We start from the raw sequence: 18,526 nt of genomic DNA, 5'->3' as shown, positions 1-18,526 counted from the left end.
ATGCCACGATCAGACCGTCATCAAGTCCTGTTCCTTGGCCTTGACGACCTCATCCACATCCTTGATGGCCTTGTCGGTGAGCTTCTGGATGTCGTCCTCGGCGCTACGGGCTTCGTCTTCGGTGACGGCCTTGTCCTTGAGCAGATCCTTGACCTGCTGATTGGCATCGCGGCGGATGTTGCGGATGGCCACCTTGCTGTCTTCGCCTTCGCCATGCACCGACTTGCTGAGCTCCTTGCGGCGCTCCTCGGTCAGCGGCGGCAGGTTCAGGCGGATCACGGTGCCGACCACGGTCGGTGTCAGGCCCAGGTCCGAGGCGTAAATGGCCTTTTCCACGTCCTTGATCATGCCCTTGTCGAACAGGCTGATGACCAGCGAGCGGCCTTCTGAGACGCTGATGCTGGCAACCTGGTTCAGGGGGGTGTCGGTGCCGTAGGCCTTGACCTTGATGCCGTCCAGCAGCGCCGGCGAGGCGCGGCCGGTGCGAACGGTGGTCAGGGAATGGCGCAGAGCATCGATGCTCTTGGTCATGCGCGTCTGCGCGTCTTGTTTGATCTGGGTGAGCATCGCCGGAATCCGTGTGGAGCTGAATCCGGGGATTATAGCCGGGACTGAGGTTCCCGACTCGCAGGCCGTCAGGAACTGCGTAGCTGGCTCACCTGCAGCGCCGTTTCACTGCGGGCATCGGTCTCGATCAGCCAGCAGCGCAATGCGTTGCACCACGCTGCACCGATTCCCGATTCCCGACCTCAGCTACGGCCCTGCACCAGCGTGCCGATCTGCTCGCCATGCAAGATGCGCAGCAGCACGCCCGGCTCGCTCATGCCGAAGATGCGTAGCGGCAGGTCGCTGTCGCGCGCCAGTGCGAAGGCGGCGGTGTCCATCACTTCCAGGCCCTGCATGATCACCTGATCGTAGGTCAGGCTGTCGTAGCGCACCGCGTCGGTGTGCTTCTTCGGGTCCTTGTCGTAGACGCCGTCGACCTTGGTTGCCTTGAGCAGCAGGTCGGCGCCGATTTCGATCGCACGCAGCGCCGCACCGGAGTCGGTGGTGAAGAACGGATTGCCGGTGCCGGCAGCAAAAATCGCGATGCGGCCCTTTTCCAGATGCCGGATCGCACGGCGGCGGATGAAGTCTTCGCAGACGTCGTTGATCTTGATCGCGCTCATCACGCGCACCTTGGCGCCGAGCTTTTCCAGCGCATCCTGCATCGCCAGCGCATTGATCACCGTGGCCAGCATGCCCATGTGGTCGCCGGTGACACGGTCCATGCCGCTGGCAGCCAGGCCGGCGCCGCGGAAGATGTTGCCGCCGCCGATCACCAGTGCCACCTGCGCACCAGCCTGCTGGGCTTCGATCACTTCATGCGCAAGGCGATTGATGACCTTGGGGTCGATGCCGTAATCCCCGTCTCCCATCAGCGCCTCCCCGGAAAGTTTGAGAAGGATGCGGCGATAGGGAAGTTCGGACATGGGGAGGCCTCGGGGGTGGGGGACGGCAAACGCCGGCAATTCTAGCGGAAGCCCGTCACCTGGCGTGGTAAAAATTCCTTTGTCGTCGATCGAGGTGACGGGTCGCTCAGTGTGCCCGCGGGTTCGGCGGCGTCGGCACATCGGTCGCATCGTAAGCAGTGACACGGTTGCGGCCGCGATGCTTGGAGCGGTACAGCGTGCTGTCTGCGGCCTGCAGCAAATGTTCGATGCTTTCGAACTGGCGTTCGATGCCGCCATGCGTGGCCAGGCCCGCGGAGAACGTGATATGTAGCGGGCCGTCCTGCAATTGCGCCATCGGCGTGCGCGCGGTCTCGGCAAGGATGCGCTCGATCACCATCAACGCCGCATCGGCAGGCGTGTTGGGCAGGATCACCAGAAATTCTTCGCCGCCATAGCGCGCCACCAGATCGCTGGTGCGCACCATGCGTTGCAGCGTTTGCGCGAAGTTGCGCAGCACCTCGTCGCCGGCCAGATGCCCATGCGCATCGTTGACGCGCTTGAAGTCGTCCAGGTCGATGAAAGCGATCGACAGCGGCCAGCCCTGACGCGAGGCCAGTTCGAATTCGTGTGCCAAGGCAGTGCCGAGCTGATGCCGGTTGAACACGCCGGTCAGCGCATCGCGGCTGGCCTGTTCGGCCAGATGCCGCATGCGGTTTTCCGATTCGTCGGCATGCCGGCGTGCTTCGGCCACGTCCTGCAATTCGCGCAGGCTGCGCAGCATCGCCAACTCGCGCGCCTGCTCGAAGATCATCTGGATATGTTCGGGTTGCGGCACGCGGATGTCGAACAGCGCTTCCAGTTCGGGCAGCGATTCGGCGATGCGTTCGATCACTTTTTCGAAGCGTTCGGCGTCCAGCTCCAGCACATCCTGGGCCTGCCGCTGCGCATGTTCGGTCGCCGTCACGGCACTGGCCGAAAGCCAGATATCGGCCAGGCGTCCTGACAGCGCCACGCAGGCCATGAACGGTTCCAGGCCAGCGGGCTCTTCTTCGCTCTGTGCGATCGCATTCTGCAGGTACGGCGGCAGCTGCCACTGATGTGCCAGCCACGCACCGACTTCGGCATGGGTTGCGCCCAGGTGCTCGCGTTCGGCTTCCAGCAGCGAGGCATTGTCGGGCGCCTGTTCCAGCAGTGGCCCGTACAGCTCGGGCGCGCCCTGCAGCAGGGCCAGCTTGCCGATGTCCTGCAGCAGGCCGGCCAGCATCAGTTCTTCGGGTTTGCGAATGCCATAGGCCTGGCCAAGGATGCGGCTGGCCAGCGCGCACAGGCCGGCGCGGCGCCAGATGCGCTCATGCAGCGGGTGGGCGATGAAGGTGCTGCGCACGCCGTGCACCATCGAAAACCCCAGCGCCAGGCTCAAGGTCGCATTGAGGCCGAGCATGGTCAGTGCCTGACCGAGGTTGTCGATGCGGCGGCGGCTGGCGTACAGCGGCGAATTGGCCACCCGCAGCATGCGCGCGCTCAATGCCATGTCCATGCCGATGACGTTGGCGGTGGTGGTCATGTCCACATCCGGGTCCTGCGCAAGCTCGATGATGCGCAGCGCAACGCCCGGCGGCGATGGCAGGTTACGGCAGTAGTGCAGGGCGGCCTGGAGATCTGGTTGCATAGTCATCGCCGACAGTGATCGCAAGCATACAGCTGCGTTCGTTGAGTGGGGCACGCCATGCTCCGCCATCGCCGCGCGGCAACGCGTGCGTGATGGGCGTCAAAGCCTGGTCGGCATCTTGAGGTAGCGGCAACGCCGATCACATCTGTAGAGTTGAGGTCGCTTGAGGGGAGTGCGGATGCGTTCGCTTCAGCTTCGCGCCGCGCCGTGAAGGTGCAACTGTCAGGCAAAAAAAAGCCGCGGCATGCCGCGGCTTTTTAAAGTGGCGAAGATCAGGCCAGACCGGCCTGCTTCATCACTTCGGCAGCGTAGTCTTCCACCACCTTCTCGATGCCTTCGCCAACGGCCAGGCGCTGGAAGCCGACGACGTCTGCGCCGGCAGCCTTGACTGCCTGCTCGACTGTCTGATCGGTGTTCAGCACATACGGCTGGCCGTACAGCGTCACTTCGTTGACGATCTTGCTGATCTTGCCGCTGATGATCTTTTCCAGGATCTCGGCCGGCTTGGACTTGTCCTTCTCGGACATCTTGGCCAGTTCGATTTCCTTTTCCTTGGCAACGAATTCGGCCGGAACGTCGGATGCCTTGACGTGCGGCGGGTTCATGGCAGCGATGTGCATCGCAATGCCGCGCGCCAGCTCGATGTCGCCACCCTTCAGCTCGACCAGCACGCCGATACGGCCGCCGTGCACGTAGGCAGCAACGTTGTTGGCGCTGTCGATACGGACCAGGCGGCGCACCTGCAGGTTCTCGCCGACCTTGGCGATGACCGCAGCGCGACGTTCTTCGATGGTCTCGCCGCTGTCGAGCTTGACGCTCTTGAGCGCTTCGGCATCGGCAACACCGGAGGTCAGTGCGGCGTTGGCGACGACCTCGGTAAATGCCAGGAAGTTCTCGTCCTTGGCAACGAAGTCGGTTTCGGAGTTGACTTCGACCAGTACGGCCTTGCCGCCGGCCTGTGCAGTGGCGATGCGGCCTTCGGCGGCAACGCGGTCGGCCTTCTTGTCGGCCTTGGCCAGGCCCGACTTGCGCAGCCACTCGGCCGCGGCGTCGATGTCGCCCGCGTTTTCGACGAGTGCCTTCTTGCACTCCATCATGCCGGCGCCGGTGCGCTCGCGCAGTTCCTTGACCAGGGAAGCAGTGATTTCCATGGAATTACCTCATATGGACGAATGCGTGCGGCGGAAGTATTTCCGCCAGTAGGAGACGGTGCAGCGTGCCGCCGCCTCCGTAGATGTGTTCAGTGGCCACAACGACGGGCCGCGAGGGCACCGTCGGGGCGACGGCCGCACAGCATGGTGCGGCCGCATTGCATGCCGATTACTCGGCAGCGGGGGCAGCCGGTGCTTCCGCGGCAGCGGCCGGAGCGTCAGCCTTCTTTTCGCCCTTCTTGGCCGGAGCGCGACGGCCCTTGCCTTCGTCGCCGGATTCGGCCGAGAACTCTTCTTCGCGCACCGACGCCGAGTTCGGCGCAGCAGCCTTGCCTTCCAGCACGGCATCGGCAGCGGCACGTGCGTACAGCTGCACGGCGCGGATGGCGTCGTCGTTACCCGGAATGGCGTAGTCGACCAGGGCCGGATCGTAGTTGGTGTCGACCACGGCGATCACCGGGATGCCGAGCTTCTTGGCTTCCTTGATGGCGATGTCTTCATGGCCGATGTCGATCACGAAGATCGCGTCGGGCAGGCGGTTCATTTCCTTGATGCCGCCGAGCGAGGCGTCCAGCTTCTCGCGCTCGCGACGCAGGCCCAGCACTTCGTGCTTGACCAGCTTTTCGAAGGTGCCGTCGGTCTCGGCTGCTTCCAGTTCCTTCAGGCGGGCAACCGACTGCTTCACGGTACGGAAGTTGGTCAGCGTGCCGCCCAGCCAGCGCTGGGTCATGAACGGCATGTTGCAACGCTCGGCTTCTTCCTTGATGGACTCGCGCGCGCTGCGCTTGGTGCCCAGAAACAGCACGGTGCCGCGCTTCTGCGCGATCGAGGAGAGGAAGTTCATCGCATCGTTGAAGAGCGGAACGGTCTTCTCGAGGTTGATGATGTGGATCCTGCCGCGCGCGCCGAAGATGTACGGCGCCATCTTGGGGTTCCAGTAGCGGGTCTGGTGGCCGAAATGGACGCCGGCTTCCAGCATCTGGCGCATGGTGACTTGGGGCATTGAAGTAACTCCGTAAGAGCGGAATCGCCGTGCGCGGCCTTGACTTTTAGAGTCCGCACATGGGTATGCGGACTGTTGCGAGGGACTCGCATCAAACGCACAAGATTCCGGGGTTGGGCTTCCCTGTTGCCTCCGCGACGAACCCCTTGTGAGGGCACCCCGGCGCGGATGGCGGCAGCAGGTGTGAATTCGTCGGTGACGTCCGACGTGAACGACGCAATGCGCGAGAGACGCAAAACAGCCGGCGGAGTATAGCTGGCTGGGTGCTGTGACGCAATTGGTATGGTTCTGAGGCAGCTGACAGTGATCGCTGGGGGATTCGGGATTAGAGATTGGTTTGGAGCGGATCGCGAATGACCGATCGTGTCGCACATACCCAAGGGCGGCGAGGCCAGCAACGCTTTTGCGAATCCCCAATCCCGAAGTCCCAATCCCGGCCCTCAGGGCTCCAGGGCCAACGTACTCTCGATATCGCTATTGACGCGCGCCACAAACCGGCCGCTGCCGGCGGGCAGGCCGGCGGGTAGGGGCCATTGGCGGGTCTGGCCGGGCAGAACGTAGCCGGCCAGGTCGTCGCGGATGCTGCGGCGGATGCCGCCAGCGTCGATATAGGCCAGATCGGCCAGCCGTGCGTGGCTGAGCCCGGGGTTATAGATGCGCAGCGTGCGGTCGCTGCCGTGCCCGGCCAGGCTTGCCTGCAGTGCCGGATGGGCGGCACTGGGTTGGCTGGGGAGCGCAAAGACCGGGGTGGAGTAGCGCAGCAGCTCGGTCTCCTCGCCGATGGCGTGCTGGGTCACGACGAGCCGGTAGCTGTCTTCGGCGTGCGCGGGGCTGGGGCCCAGGCGGATCACCCGCAACAGCTGCCGGCCTTGCGAAGGAATTTCGAAATGCGACGGGCTGACGGTCGCACCGGTGGCCGGCTCCAGCAGTTCGCGCTCGCCGTCCTGACGCCAGCGGTAGAGCTTGGCATCGGCACGCCACGGCTGTGCGGCCTGGTTGTAGAGCCAGATGGTTGTCTGGTCGCTGTCGGCCGGGATATGCGCGGTGGTCGGTGCGATGGCGATCTCGGCAGCGCCAGCGGCGCCGATGCCGGCGCAAGCCAGGCTCATGACCCAGGCCAGCAGACCGCGAACAGGGCAAGGCGCGGCCATGCTCAGAACGCGATGGTGGTGAAGCGCGCGCTGCCGGCGGGCGCAGGCCCCGCAAGTGCGCTGGCGTCCTGGCCGGTGCTGGTGACGGCGGGTTCGGTGCTGCGTGCCGGCTGGGCGATCGCCATCGGCGTGCCCCTGGAGCAACTGGCGCGCGGCGGCGTGGTGCGCAGCTCGCAACCGCTCAGCAGCCGCAGTCCGATGTGCAGGGTGAAGTTCTCCGGGCCGCGGGCGGTGGCCGGGCTGGCCGCGGTCGAGGTCGCGGTGCAGACGAGGGCGGCCAGCGTCAGGCGCTTGAGCGAGGTGACCAGCGTCATGAAGGCAATCGTTTGCATTGGAGACGTAATAAATAGCGACGTCCCCGATGCGAACTTTATTAACTGTCAGTAAGTAATGGAGACGGTCACCGTGTCGTTGTAGGCGCCTGCAATGGGCTGCTGCGGTGCCGGCGCGCGGCCATGGACGGTCACCGTCTGCGCCAGTCCGTTGCCGGTGCCGCTGAGCGTGTCGACGCCGATGCCGGTGCCCCAGCGGTTGCTGCGGCCGGCATCCCGGTAGAGCTCGTAGGCGATGTAATTGGCGCTTGTGGCATGGCGCATGCGCCGGGTGCTGCCGCTGGCATTGATGCCGTCGCCCAGCCCGATGTTCCAGGCGGTGCGGTTGGTACACGACAGGCTGATGGTGGAGGTACGGTCGATGGCGGTATCGATGGTGCCGGCGATGCTGCCGAAATCCAGGTCGGTGGTGACATAGGTATTGCAACGGGCCGGCACGGTGGCCGAGGCGGTGAACGGAAACGCGTTGCTGGCGGTCTTGGCACCGCTGCCGCCGGCCGTGCAGCTGCTCGGCGCCGGCGGGATGCCGATGATGCTCTCGTTGTAGGAGTAGCGCAGCACGGTGTCGGCCCCGCCGAAACTGCTGGTGTGGTTGCCCGCCGACAGGATCTGGCTGGCCGGGATCCGCCCGTAGATGGTGATGGTGGTCGTTTGCGAGCCGCCGGTGATCACCGGCACGCCGTAGGACAGGGTCAGCAGGCGCGGCGAGGGTGCCGCCGACCCGGTGGCCCCCCAGATCTGGGTGCGCGTGGCCTCGCTGTAGATCTGGAAGTCCAGGCTGTCGCTGGTGGGGTTGAGCATGCGGCGTGGTGCATACACGCCGCCGCTGGCACTGCCCGGCCCAAGGTCCAGGCACAGGCTCACCTGCGCATAGCCCAGCACGCTGAGCGCGGCGGTCGCGCAGGAAACGTTGAGCGTTGCCACCGCATCGGTGGTGCCGTTGGCCGCCACACTGCCGAAGGCCAGCGGGGTGCCAAGCGTCACGGTGCAGGTGGTGTCCGCATGCGCGCGCTCATTGGGCGCGAGCCATAACGTGGCGATCGTCAGCGCAAGCGCCAGCCGCCAGAGCGGGGTCATGGTCATGGTCATGGCGTTGTTTGCTCAGCCACGCACGGCAGCGGGCCGACCCGCGGAATGCCGCCCGGGTCGGCCGGGTAGGAGAACTGCGCCACGCAATGGCCATCGGGCAGGTCCACCAGGATGCGGTTGTCGCGTTGCAGGTTGTCCAGATAGGTTTCGCCGTCGTAGCCGACCACCACGCGCTCGGCCCCGCCCTCGCGCTGCACCACACTGCCGACCGGCAGCGGCGCGCCATGCGCATCGTGCAGCACGATGATGGCAGCGCGGACGCGGGTGATGCCGAAACGCACCGCCACCCCGGACTGCTGGCGCGGCGTCACCGCAGTATCGACGCGGTCCACGCGCAGGTCCGCCGGCAGGGTCAGGGTGTCGATGGACAACTGGTTGCGCTGCCACGATTGCAATGGCGTCACCAGCAGGGTGCCGCGCGCGTCGGTGACCCCGATCAAGCGGTTTTCCAGCCGCACCGGAATGCCGGGCTGGCCGTCGGTGGACACCACCGCGAACGCGTCCTGGATGTCGCGCGCGGCAAAGCCGCGGCCGTTCATCCACACCAGGCTGCCGCTGGCGCTGGCATAGCCGAAATTGTCGCCATCCTGGTTGGCGGCGCCGATGTTGTAGCGGCCGACCCGATTCAACCAACCCAGCTCGGCCAGCCCGCCGCTGGCGTCGTCGCCGGCACGTCCCTGCAGGCGCCAGCCGATGCCACCCAGATCGCCATCGCCGGGCAATGGCTGGCTGATGTCGGCCACAAATCCGGTGCGGTTGCCGTTGCGCTGCATCGATGCGCTGGCCTGGCGCAATTCCCCGAAGGTGGTCGACAGCGACAGGTACAGGCTGCGATCGCTGGAGACATCCAGATTCTGGTTGCCCGATAGATTGGCCGCCCAGTTGCGCCCGAAATTGCGCGACCAGAACACGCTGGCATAGCGCGAGGTGTCGCCTTGCGGATAGCTCAGCCGCACGTAGCTGGTGCCGAGCGAACCGATCGGGTCGATGTTGACGCCGAACGCTGCGCGGTCGCTGATGCGCGCGGGCAGCGCGCCTTGCAATGCGCCCAGGTCGCGGTAATCGCCATGGGTGCGCTGGGTGCCCAGGTTGAGGTTGAAGCGCCGGTTGTTCCAGCCGTAGCCCAGCACGTACTGGCCGCCACGTAGCGCGTCCATCCGGCTGTGCGCGTAGGCCGCGTTGAGCACGCCGCCCACCCCAAGCAGCCACACGCCGCCGGCACCGGCATTGATCACGCTGCCGCCGGTTTCGGCATGCGCCTCGATGGTGAAATCGTCGCGCAGGCCTTTGCGAAATGTGGCGCTGGCCACGCGGCGTCGATCGTAGGAAAACGAGCGCACGCCGTAGTCGCGGCGCAAATGGCCGATACCGGCCGACCACTCGGAAATGCCGCGCGCCAACAATTGCGGTGTGCCGTAGAACGCGAAGTCCAGCCGACGCACGCGGCCGAACGCGTCGGTCACCACGATCTGCGCCTGGCCGGTGCCGCTGATGCCCGGTTGCGCGGCCAACTGAAACGGCCCGGCCGGCACCTGGCCGCTGTATTGGCGTAGCCCGTCCACGTACAGCTCCACCGTGGAAGGCAGCGCAGCTTCGCCCAGAAAGCTGGGCGTCGGCGTCAGCACACGGTACGGCTGCAAGGCGTAGTTGCGGCCGATCTGCACGCCGCCCAGACGGATCGAGCGGCTCCAGTCGACAAAGCCGCTGTAGAAGTCGCCCACCGTCAGGCTGGTGGCACTGTCCGGGAAATCCATCTGCCAGGCGCTGTCCAGGCGCACCGCTTCGCTGCGCCAGCGCTGGTCCTGCGGGCGGTCGTAGGCCAGAAACACCGCGGTGGTATCGACCATGCCGCGGCCGATGCCAAAGGCGCGCAATTCGGTGGCCAGCGAGACGTTGCTGGCGCCGGTATTGCGCGTGGCATACAGGTCGTAATTGAGCAGCAGGCCCGGCGATGCGGTGGCGCTGGGCGGAGCCACTTCTTCGGTTTTCAGCACCGTGGTGGATAACGACAGCTGCGCAAGCGGCACCTGTAGCGCGAGCCGCTGCAGTGCGGCGTCGTAGCGCACCTCCACATCGGGCAGGCGGTCCAGATCGACCAGCTCGCCAGGGGCGCGGTCGGCCAGGATGAAGCCGAGTCTGCGCAGGGTTTCCACCGAGCCGCGCAGCTGGCCGTCGACCAGCTCGAACGCTGCCAGGCCACGGTCGGCCTGGTTCAAGGTCACGTCCAGATACAGCGTTTGCGGTTGTGGCGTGGCGCTGGGCGGCGGCTGATCGGGAAGCGACGCCACATCGGCCAGATCGCCGGCTGCGGCGCTGCCCAGGCAGGTGGCGGTCGCAATCAGCGTCATCGCCAGCCGCGCCGCATCACGGCGCCGCCGGTGCAGCCAACAAAGTGCGTTCGTCAGCCTCACCGTTGATCCTTGCGATGATGGTGCCGCGGCTGAACTGCGCCAGTGGCGCACCCAGCGACCAGCGCATGGTCTGGCCGGGCAGCACATAACCGACCAAGCCATTCAACGCCGTCTTGGTTGCGCCATCGACCTGGTGCCGCAGGTCGGCGACCTGGGCATGGCCGTTGCCGGTATTGCTGATCTGGATCTGCGCGGTGCCGTCGCTGCCGGCAACCACTTGCGCGCTCAAGGTCGGCGTAGGTTCGCTCTTGCCGGGTGGCAGCAGGAAGATCGGCACCGAGTAGCGCAGCACGAACTGCATGCCCTTGCGGTCGGTATCGGCGCTGGGCAGTTCGTCGACGATGATGCGGTAACACAACTCCTGCCCGGTCGGCGCAGCTCCGGCGCGGATCACCCGGATCAACTGCCGTTCGCCGGCAGCCAGGGTGCGCATCGGTGGGCTGACCAACAGGTCCTGGGTGGGATCGAGCTGATCCTGCCCATCGCGCTGGGTCCAGCGATAGGCGCGGGTCTGCACCTGTACCGGCACGCTGCCGCTGTTGCTCAGCCACAGGCCGTCGGCGCTTTGCTGCGCGCTCAGGCTCAACGAGGTCGGCGCCAACTGCAGGCTGGCTGCCTGTGCCGGCGATGACACGACGCTGCTGGCCGCTGCCAGCGTCAGCGTCAGCGCCACTGCGGCCGACATCAGCCATGCGGGCAAACGGGGCGGCAAGCGGTGATGCAGGGGCATGCGCGTGCTCAATAGACGATCGTGGCAGTGATCGTGTCCTGGTAACTACCGGTCGCGGGATTGTTGGCCGACGGGTTGGTCACACGACCGTAGACCGGGTAGACCTGGTTGATGCCGGTTGCCGTACGGCTGAGCGTGTTGGTGCCGGTGGTGCTGCCCCACACCGTGCTGCGGCCCAGATCCTGGTACAGCTGGTAGGCAATGAAATTGTTGGTGGTCACCAGCGGGTCTGCATTCTTCATGCGGCGGGTGGTGACGTCGTTGGCGGTGCCGGCATTGCTGCCTGCGCTCAACGCGATGTTGTACGGGGTCAGTGCGGTGCACTGCGCGGTCACACTGCCGTTGGCGTCCGCATTGGCGGTCGAGGTCGAGAGCACCGAGCCGAAGTCGACGTCCGTCGCGGAGGCGGCGGTGATCGTGCAGGCCTTGGTGACGGCGATCTTGACGTTGAAGGTGGTGGTATCTGCTGCAGTGGCAACGCCAATGGTCGAGAGCAGGCCAAGGGACAGCAGGACAGGGCGAACAGTACGCATGGACATTTCCTTGACCGTTCCGGTCGTTGATGACGCGACAACGTGTCGCCCTCCCTGCAATGCATCTGCTGTGCCAAACATACCGCCGAATTCAGGTGCTATCTAGCTGTCTCGGCTGGCGTTTTTTGTGAAATTGTGATGTCTTATGGATGACTCCGTTAACGGAGGTTTTTGACGCCTGCGGTACTGCGTCACACATGAATAGGCGCTGGCGACGGATCTCCGCCGCACCGCTCGCTTGCACCTGGCTGCTGCGCTCCGCAAAAAACGCGGGTGCGGGTCGTTCAGATTCAGCCCGAATCGGCGATAATCGTGGTCATGAGCGTCAATCTAAAAACCAGAGAAGAAATCGAACTGATGCGCGTCGCCGGCCGTCTGGCCGCCGAAGTGCTCGACGTCGTGGCCCCGTACGTCCAGCCGGGCGTCACCACCGCCGAGCTGGACCGCATCTGCCACGACCACATCGTCAACGTGCAGGGCACCATTCCTGCAAACGTGGGCTACCGCGGCTTTCCCAAAAGCGTGTGTACCTCCGTCAACAACGTGATCTGCCACGGCATCCCGAGCGCAGCCAAGGTGTTGAAGGACGGCGACATCGTCAATATCGACGTCACCGTCATCAAGGATGGCTGGCATGGCGATACCAGCCGCATGTATTACGTCGGCACCCCGTCGGTGATGGCCAAGCGCCTGGTCGACACCACGTATGAAGCGATGTGGCGCGGCATCCGTGCGGTCAAGCCGGGCGCCACGCTGGGCGATGTGGGCCACGCCATCCAGAAGTTCGCCGAATCCGAGCGTTTCAGCGTGGTGCGCGATTACTGCGGCCATGGCATCGGCAAGGTCTATCACGACGAGCCGCAGGTGATGCATTACGGCCGTCCGGGCGAAGGGCTGGTGCTCAAGCCGGGCATGACCTTCACCATCGAGCCGATGATCAACGAAGGCACCTATCACCATAAGACGCTGCCCGACGGCTGGACCGTGGTCACCAAGGACCGCAAGTTGTCGGCGCAGTGGGAACACATGGTGGCAGTCACCGAAGACGGCGTGGATGTGTTGACGCTGTCGGCCAATTCGCCCGCGCCGGTATGACCGACACGCCGGCGGATCGACCCGACCCGGGCGTCGCCGGCGACGCGGAATGGGCTGCCCAGGCCCGTCCGCTGCTGGTGCATGCGGACATGCGGCTGTGCAAGCGCTTCGATCAGGGCGAACCGATCGAGCGCCTGGTCGCGCTGCGCGCACGCGCGGTCGACCAATTGATGCGCAACGCCTGGACGCGCTGCATTCCGGCCGATAGCGGCTTGTCGCTGCATGCGGTGGGTGGTTACGGGCGTGGCGAGCTGTTTCCGCGCTCGGATGTGGATGTGCTGGTGCTGGGCGAAAACGTCGCGCAGCAGCAGCACGAGCAGTCATTGGCGCGCCTGTTTGCGCTGCTGTGGGATGTCGGCCTGTCGATCAGCCACGCGGTACGCTCGCCGGCGCAGTGCACGGCTGCGGCCGCCGACCAGACCGTGCTCACCGCCTTGATCGAATCGCGCGCGCTGGTGGCCGATGCCGCGGCGCGCGCGGCACTGGCAGCGGCGATCGCGCCGCAACGGGTGTGGCCGCCGCGCGATTTCTTCCAGGCCAAGCGCGAAGAGTTGCTGGCGCGCCACCAACGCTTTGGCGACACCGCCGACAACCTCGAACCCGACATCAAGGACGGCCCCGGCGGTCTGCGCGATCTGCAGACATTGGGTTGGATGGCCTTGCGCGCATTCGGGGTCAAGGACCTGGAAGCCCTGGTCGGGCTCGGCCATGTCGGCTTCGACGAAGCCGCCGCGTTGCGCCGCGAACGCGAGGAGCTTGCCCGTCTGCGTTTCGGTCTGCACATCGTGGCCAACCGGCCGGAAGAGCGCCTGCGTTTCGATTACCAAAAAACCTTGGCCGAGCGGCTCGGGTTTGCCGACGACCCGGAAAGCCTGGGCGTGGAAAAGATGATGCAGCGCTTCTATCGCAGCGCTGCGTTGATCCGCCGCATCAGCGACCGCTTGTTGCAGCGCTTCGAAGAACAGTTCGATGGCGAAGCGACGCCGGAGCCGCTGGGCGGCGGCTTCAGTCTGCGTCGCGGCTATCTGGCCGCCGATGCCGAAAGCTGGCCGGACGGCGATGTGTTGCAGGTGTTTGCGCTGTTCGCGCAATGGGCAGCGCACCGCGAGGTGCGCGGGCTGCACTCGCTCACTGCGCGCGCGTTGGCCGAGGTGCTGCGTGAGTTGCCGGCTTACGAGGTTGCCGATGCCACCGCTCGCGAGCGCTTCATGGCACTGCTGCGTGGCCCGCGTGCGGTGGAAACGCTCAATCGCATGGCGCGGCTGGGCGTGCTGGGCCAATGGATTCCTGCGTTCGCCAGCGTCTCCGGGCGCATGCAGTTCGACCTGTTCCATGTCTACACGGTGGACCAGCACACCTTGATGGTGTTGCGGAACATCGCGCTGTTTGCGGCCGGCCGCGCCGATGAGCGTTTTTCGATCACCCATGAAGTCTGGCCGCGCCTGCGCAAGCCGGAATTGCTGCTGCTGGCCGGGCTGTTTCACGACATCGCCAAGGGCCGCGGCGGCGATCACTCCGAACTCGGCGCGGTGGATGCGCGCGCCTTCTGCCTGGCGCATCGCCTGAGCGAGGGCGATACCGAGCTGGTGAGCTGGCTGGTGGAGCAGCACTTGCGCATGTCGGTCACCGCGCAGAAGCAGGACATCTCCGACTCGGAGGTGATCCACCGTTTCGCCACGTTGGTGGGCACGCGCGAGCGTCTGGATTATCTGTATCTGCTGACCTGCGCCGACATCGCCGGCACCAGCCCCAAGTTGTGGAATGCGTGGAAAGACCGGCTGCTGGCGGATCTGTATTTCGCTGCGCGTCGCGCCTTGCGCGAAGGGCTGGAACATCCGCCGCCGCGCGAGGAACGCTTGCGCGAAGCGCGCGAATCCGCACGCGCACTGATGCAGGCGCAAGGGCACGACGATGCCACCATCGACCGCCAGTTCGCCGGCATGCCGGACGAAAACTTCCTGCGCTTCCGTCCCGAGCAGCTCGCCTGGCAGGCGGTCTCGTTGATCGAAGTGCAGATCGGCCAGACCCTGGTCAAGGCGCGTCGCGCGGTACCCGACAACGATGCCTTGGAACTGTTCGTGTATTCGCCGGACCGCGATGGGCTGTTTGCGGCGATCGTGGCCACGCTGGATCGCAAGGGCTACGGCATTCACCGCGCGCGTGTGCTGGACGCACCGCACGATGCGATCTTCGACGTGTTCGAAGTGCTGCCGCAGGAAGGCTATGCCGATGGCGATCCGCAGCGTCTTGCCGCAGCGCTGCGGCAGGTGCTGGCCGGCGACCTGCAAAAAGTGCGGCCATCGCGGCGTGCGGTGCCGCGCCAGCTGCGGCATTTCCGCTTCGCGCCGCGGGTGGAATTCAGCGAGAGCGCCGGCGGCCGCCGCACCCGCATCAGCCTGGTCGCACCCGACCGCCCCGGCCTGCTGGCTGACGTCGCGCACGTGTTGCGCATCCAGCACCTGCGCGTGCACGACGCGCGGATCGCCACCTTCGGCGAGCGTGCCGAAGACCAGTTCCAGATCACCGACGAGCACGACCGCCCGTTGTCCGAATCCGCCCGGCAGGCCCTGCGCGATGCGCTGTGCGCCTGTCTTGACCCTGTCTAGCAACTCTCCGGAGACCCCCATGGCTATCAGCAAGAAGACCGCGCGCAAGCCGAGCGCGACCACCACCAACCCAGCGCCCACGCGCGCCGGCGCAACGCGCGGCAAGGCCGCCAAGGCGCCGGTTGCTGCCGCTTCCAAGCCGGTTGCCGGCGTCGGCAAGAACAACGCTGCTGCTGGCGCTGCCGGCAAGAAGGCTGCTGCGCCCAAGGCACCAGGCCAGAAGGCTGCCGCACGCAAGCCAGTCGGCAAGACGGCGAGCGCCGCTGCACCGCGCGTGGCCAAGCAGCCGACCAAGGTGGTCTCTGCACCGGCCGCCAAGAAGGCCGCTGCGGCCAAGAAGCTGCCGATCGCCGAGCAGGCCGTGCACACTGCCGCAGCGCCGGTGGGTCACGACGAACTCAAGGTGGGCATCGAAAGCGCATTCGAACGTCGTGCGACGTTGACCATGGACGAGATCGACGGCTCCACGCGCGCCATTGTCACGCGCGTGATCGACGGCCTGGAGAGCGGCGAGTTCCGCGTCGCCGAGCCGGACGGGCAGGGCGGCTGGACCGTCAACGAGTGGCTGAAGAAGGCCGTGCTGCTGTATTTCCGCGTCAACGAGATGGCGGTGATCGACGCGCAGCCGGCGCCGTTTTGGGACAAGGTGGAATCGCGCTTCGCCGGCTTCGGTGAGGCCGAATTCCGCAAGGCCGGCGTGCGCGTGGTGCCCGGTGCGGTGGCACGTCGCGGCAGTTACTTCGGCAAGGACGTGGTGCTGATGCCGAGCTTCACCAACATCGGCGCGTACGTGGGCGAAGGCAGCATGGTCGACACCTGGGCCACGGTGGGCTCGTGCGCGCAGATCGGCAAGCACTGCCATCTGTCCGGCGGCGCCGGCATCGGCGGCGTGCTCGAGCCGTTGCAGGCCAGCCCCACCATCATCGAAGATCACTGCTTCATCGGCGCACGCTCGGAAGTGGTGGAAGGCGTGGTGGTCGGCCACCACAGCGTGATCGGCATGGGCGTGTTCATCGGCCAGAGCACGCGCATCTACAACCGCGCCACCGGCGAGATTTCCTACGGCTACGTGCCGCCGTACAGCGTGGTGGTGTCCGGCCAGCTGCCATCCAAGGACGGCTCGCACTCGCTGTACTGTGCGGTGATCGTCAAGCAGGTGGATGCCAAGACGCGCAGCAAGACCAGCGTGAATGAATTGCTGCGCGGGCTGGCGGATTGATCCATCGTGCATCGGGAGGAGGTTTGCGAGTTGCTCGGGCGCCGGACGCATGCTTCCCTTCTCCCACCGGGAGAAGGTGGCGCAAAGCGCCGGATGAGGGTCCGGGCGAAGCCTGACGCGCGTTCTGTAGAAGGCTTCACCCGTACCCTTACCCCAACCCCTCTCCCGGTGGGAGAGGGGCGTTATAGGCCGATTTTACGGGATACAGATGACCACGCTCTACGGATTGAAGAACTGCGACACCTGCAAGAAGGCCACCAAGTGGATGGAGCGCTTCGGTGTGGCCTATACGTTTGTGGATTACCGGGACAACAAGCCGTCGCCGGAGACACTGCTGGAGTGGGCCGGCCAGGCGGGTGGATTCGACGCCTTGATCAACAAGTCCTCCACCACCTGGCGGCAGTTGCCCGACAACAAGAAGGCGCCCGGTTCGGATGCCGAGTGGAAGCTGCTGCTGCGCGAGTCCCCGCAGCTGATTCGCCGCCCGCTGGTGGTCACCGACGATGGCGTGCTGAGTCAGGGCTTTTCCGATAACGGCTTCAAGAAGCGGTTCGGCATCGCGTGAGCGAGCGCGGTTTCGCCAGCGATGCCGGAGCTTGCTGCCGCTGGCATCGTTGCTGCGATTGGTTCGTCGATCGCCGGTTCGTTAGTTCGTGTATCAGCCCGGCAAGCCGGTCGACGCAGCGTTGGCAACGACTCCATGACTGTCTGCAAGCTAGCCCGATACAGCGCCTGCAACCGCGATCGAATTAAACAAATCAATGCAGACCCGATCCACTCCCTCAACGCCGCTGATGCGGCTCTACTGCGGTGACGTTTCATGAGCGATGTGCTGGATCTGACCTGTGACCTCATTGCACGTGCCTCGGTAACGCCGGTGGATGCCGGATGTCAGGCGGTGATCGCGCAGCGCCTGAGCGCGGCCGGCTTCGCCTGCGAGCACTTGCGCCTGGGCGAGGTCGACAACCTGTGGGCCACGCACGGCAGCGGTGCGCCGGTGCTGTTGCTGCTCGGGCATACCGATGTGGTGCCGCCGGGGCCGCGCCAGGCATGGAGCAGCGATCCGTTCGATCCGCAGGTTCGCGATGGCGTGCTGTACGGGCGTGGCGCTGCGGACATGAAAGGCAGCGTCGCTGCGTTCGTCATTGCCGCAGAGCAGTTCGTCGCCGCGCACCCAACGCATACCGGCACGCTGGCGGTGCTGCTGACCTCGGACGAAGAGGGCGATGCCATCGATGGCGTGCGCCGGGTTGCCGACGTGTTTCGCGAACGTGGGCAACCAATCGATTGGTGCATTACCGGCGAGCCTTCGTCCACCGAGCGGCTGGGCGATTTGTTGCGCGTGGGCCGTCGCGGCAGCCTGTCCGGCACGCTCACCGTCAAGGGCGTGCAGGGGCATGTGGCGTATCCGCACAAGGCGCGCAACCCGATCCATCTGGCAGCGCCTGCGCTGGCCGAACTGGTGGCGCGGCAATGGGACGAGGGCTTCGAAAGCTTCCCGCCGACCAGCCTGCAACTTTCCAACATCCATGCCGGCACCGGCGCCAACAACGTGATTCCCGGCGAGCTGCAGGTGGCCTTCAATCTGCGCTACACCCCGCACTGGGACGCGCCGCGCCTGGAGGCCGAAATCACCGCGTTGCTCGATCGGCATGCGCTGGACTATGCGTTGCGCTGGCATCGCAGCGGCGAGCCGTTCTACACCCCGGAAGGGCGTTTGCGCAGTGTCGCGCGTGAAGTGCTGGGCGCGTTCGCCGGTGCGCCGCCGGAAGAGAGCACCGGTGGCGGCACCTCCGACGCGCGCTTCATCGCACCGCTGGGCGCGCAATGCATCGAAGTCGGCCCGGTCAATGCCAGCATCCACCAGGTCGACGAGCATGTGCGCGTGGCCGATCTGGAGGCACTGCCGGCGCTGTATCGCACCCTGATCGAGCGTTTGCTGACCTGACGTGTGGAGTGATCCAGTCGGGCGCCGCCCGGTGTATTGCGAAGGCCGGCGCTACCGAGTGCATCGACCAGCGGCGTAGCGATTTTGCTCCGAGACGCATGCAGCGCCGAGTCGCGCCGACGCTTCGCCGATTGCATCGCCGTGTCGTCGGAACCG

16 protein-coding genes are annotated in these 18,526 nt (G+C 65.7%); 5 read left to right on the top strand and 11 right to left on the bottom strand.

Annotation, left to right across the window (positions count from 1 at the left end):
• Window positions 1-9: 9 nt before the first annotated feature.
• The 11 genes from frr to A7D16_RS09005 form a co-directional block, all read right to left on the bottom strand.
• Entirely contained in the window at window positions 10-567 is a 558-nt protein-coding gene (gene frr / locus A7D16_RS09055; protein ID WP_064631854.1) for a ribosome recycling factor, read from the bottom strand.
• 182 nt (window positions 568-749) lie between these two features.
• Window positions 750-1,472 carry a UMP kinase gene (gene pyrH, locus A7D16_RS09050; protein ID WP_064631852.1) on the bottom strand — a complete coding sequence of 241 codons (723 nt, stop codon included), beginning with the start codon at window positions 1,470-1,472 and terminating at the stop codon, window positions 750-752.
• A gap of 106 nt (window positions 1,473-1,578) precedes the next feature.
• Window positions 1,579-3,102, bottom strand: a complete 1,524-nt coding sequence (locus A7D16_RS09045; protein ID WP_064631850.1) for a sensor domain-containing diguanylate cyclase — start codon at window positions 3,100-3,102, stop codon at window positions 1,579-1,581.
• Window positions 3,103-3,374: 272 nt separating this feature from the next.
• Window positions 3,375-4,253, bottom strand: coding sequence for a translation elongation factor Ts (gene tsf / locus A7D16_RS09040; protein ID WP_064631848.1), 879 nt, complete (start codon window positions 4,251-4,253; stop codon window positions 3,375-3,377).
• Window positions 4,254-4,422: 169 nt separating this feature from the next.
• A complete protein-coding gene (rpsB, locus tag A7D16_RS09035; RefSeq protein ID WP_064631846.1) occupies window positions 4,423-5,256 on the bottom strand; it encodes a 30S ribosomal protein S2 in 834 nt (277 codons plus the stop codon).
• 440 nt (window positions 5,257-5,696) lie between these two features.
• Window positions 5,697-6,407 (bottom strand): fimbrial biogenesis chaperone, encoded by a 711-nt coding sequence (locus A7D16_RS09030; RefSeq protein WP_064631844.1) that lies wholly within the window; start codon window positions 6,405-6,407, stop codon window positions 5,697-5,699.
• A 2-nt stretch (window positions 6,408-6,409) separates the two neighbouring features.
• Window positions 6,410-6,739, bottom strand: coding sequence for a hypothetical protein (locus tag A7D16_RS09025; RefSeq protein WP_064631842.1), 330 nt, complete (start codon window positions 6,737-6,739; stop codon window positions 6,410-6,412).
• A 48-nt stretch (window positions 6,740-6,787) separates the two neighbouring features.
• Complete coding sequence (locus tag A7D16_RS09020; protein ID WP_064631892.1) at window positions 6,788-7,822, bottom strand: Csu type fimbrial protein; 1,035 nt, start codon at window positions 7,820-7,822, stop codon at window positions 6,788-6,790.
• Window positions 7,823-7,824: 2 nt separating this feature from the next.
• Window positions 7,825-10,176 (bottom strand): fimbria/pilus outer membrane usher protein, encoded by a 2,352-nt coding sequence (locus A7D16_RS09015; protein WP_064631840.1) that lies wholly within the window; start codon window positions 10,174-10,176, stop codon window positions 7,825-7,827.
• 16 nt (window positions 10,177-10,192) lie between these two features.
• Window positions 10,193-10,969, bottom strand: a complete 777-nt coding sequence (locus A7D16_RS09010) for a fimbrial biogenesis chaperone (protein ID WP_064631890.1) — start codon at window positions 10,967-10,969, stop codon at window positions 10,193-10,195.
• Window positions 10,970-10,977: 8 nt separating this feature from the next.
• Window positions 10,978-11,502, bottom strand: a complete 525-nt coding sequence (locus A7D16_RS09005; RefSeq protein WP_064631888.1) for a Csu type fimbrial protein — start codon at window positions 11,500-11,502, stop codon at window positions 10,978-10,980.
• A gap of 318 nt (window positions 11,503-11,820) precedes the next feature.
• Between A7D16_RS09005 and map the strand changes: the two genes are divergently transcribed.
• The 5 genes from map (at window position 11,821) to dapE (ending at window position 18,370) form a co-directional block, all read left to right on the top strand.
• Complete coding sequence (gene map, locus A7D16_RS09000; RefSeq protein ID WP_064631838.1) at window positions 11,821-12,597, top strand: type I methionyl aminopeptidase; 777 nt, start codon at window positions 11,821-11,823, stop codon at window positions 12,595-12,597.
• Window positions 12,594-15,203 carry a [protein-PII] uridylyltransferase gene (locus A7D16_RS08995; RefSeq protein ID WP_064631836.1) on the top strand — a complete coding sequence of 870 codons (2,610 nt, stop codon included), beginning with the start codon at window positions 12,594-12,596 and terminating at the stop codon, window positions 15,201-15,203. The genes map and A7D16_RS08995 overlap by 4 nt, the downstream gene beginning before the upstream one ends.
• 19 nt (window positions 15,204-15,222) lie before the next feature.
• Complete coding sequence (gene dapD / locus A7D16_RS08990; protein WP_064631834.1) at window positions 15,223-16,422, top strand: 2,3,4,5-tetrahydropyridine-2,6-dicarboxylate N-succinyltransferase; 1,200 nt, start codon at window positions 15,223-15,225, stop codon at window positions 16,420-16,422.
• A gap of 208 nt (window positions 16,423-16,630) precedes the next feature.
• Window positions 16,631-16,987: an arsenate reductase gene (locus A7D16_RS08985; RefSeq protein WP_064631832.1), complete on the top strand. Its 357-nt coding sequence runs from the start codon at window positions 16,631-16,633 to the stop codon at window positions 16,985-16,987.
• Between the two features lie 255 nt (window positions 16,988-17,242).
• Entirely contained in the window at window positions 17,243-18,370 is a 1,128-nt protein-coding gene (gene dapE, locus A7D16_RS08980; protein ID WP_064631830.1) for a succinyl-diaminopimelate desuccinylase, read from the top strand.
• The last annotated feature ends 156 nt before the right edge of the window (window positions 18,371-18,526 follow it).

The organism is Xanthomonas nasturtii, from assembly GCF_001660815.1.
Classification (GTDB): domain Bacteria; phylum Pseudomonadota; class Gammaproteobacteria; order Xanthomonadales; family Xanthomonadaceae; genus Xanthomonas; species Xanthomonas nasturtii.
The sequence above is the reverse complement of the archived record's forward strand: the minus strand, read 5'-3'. Positions and strand labels throughout refer to the sequence as shown.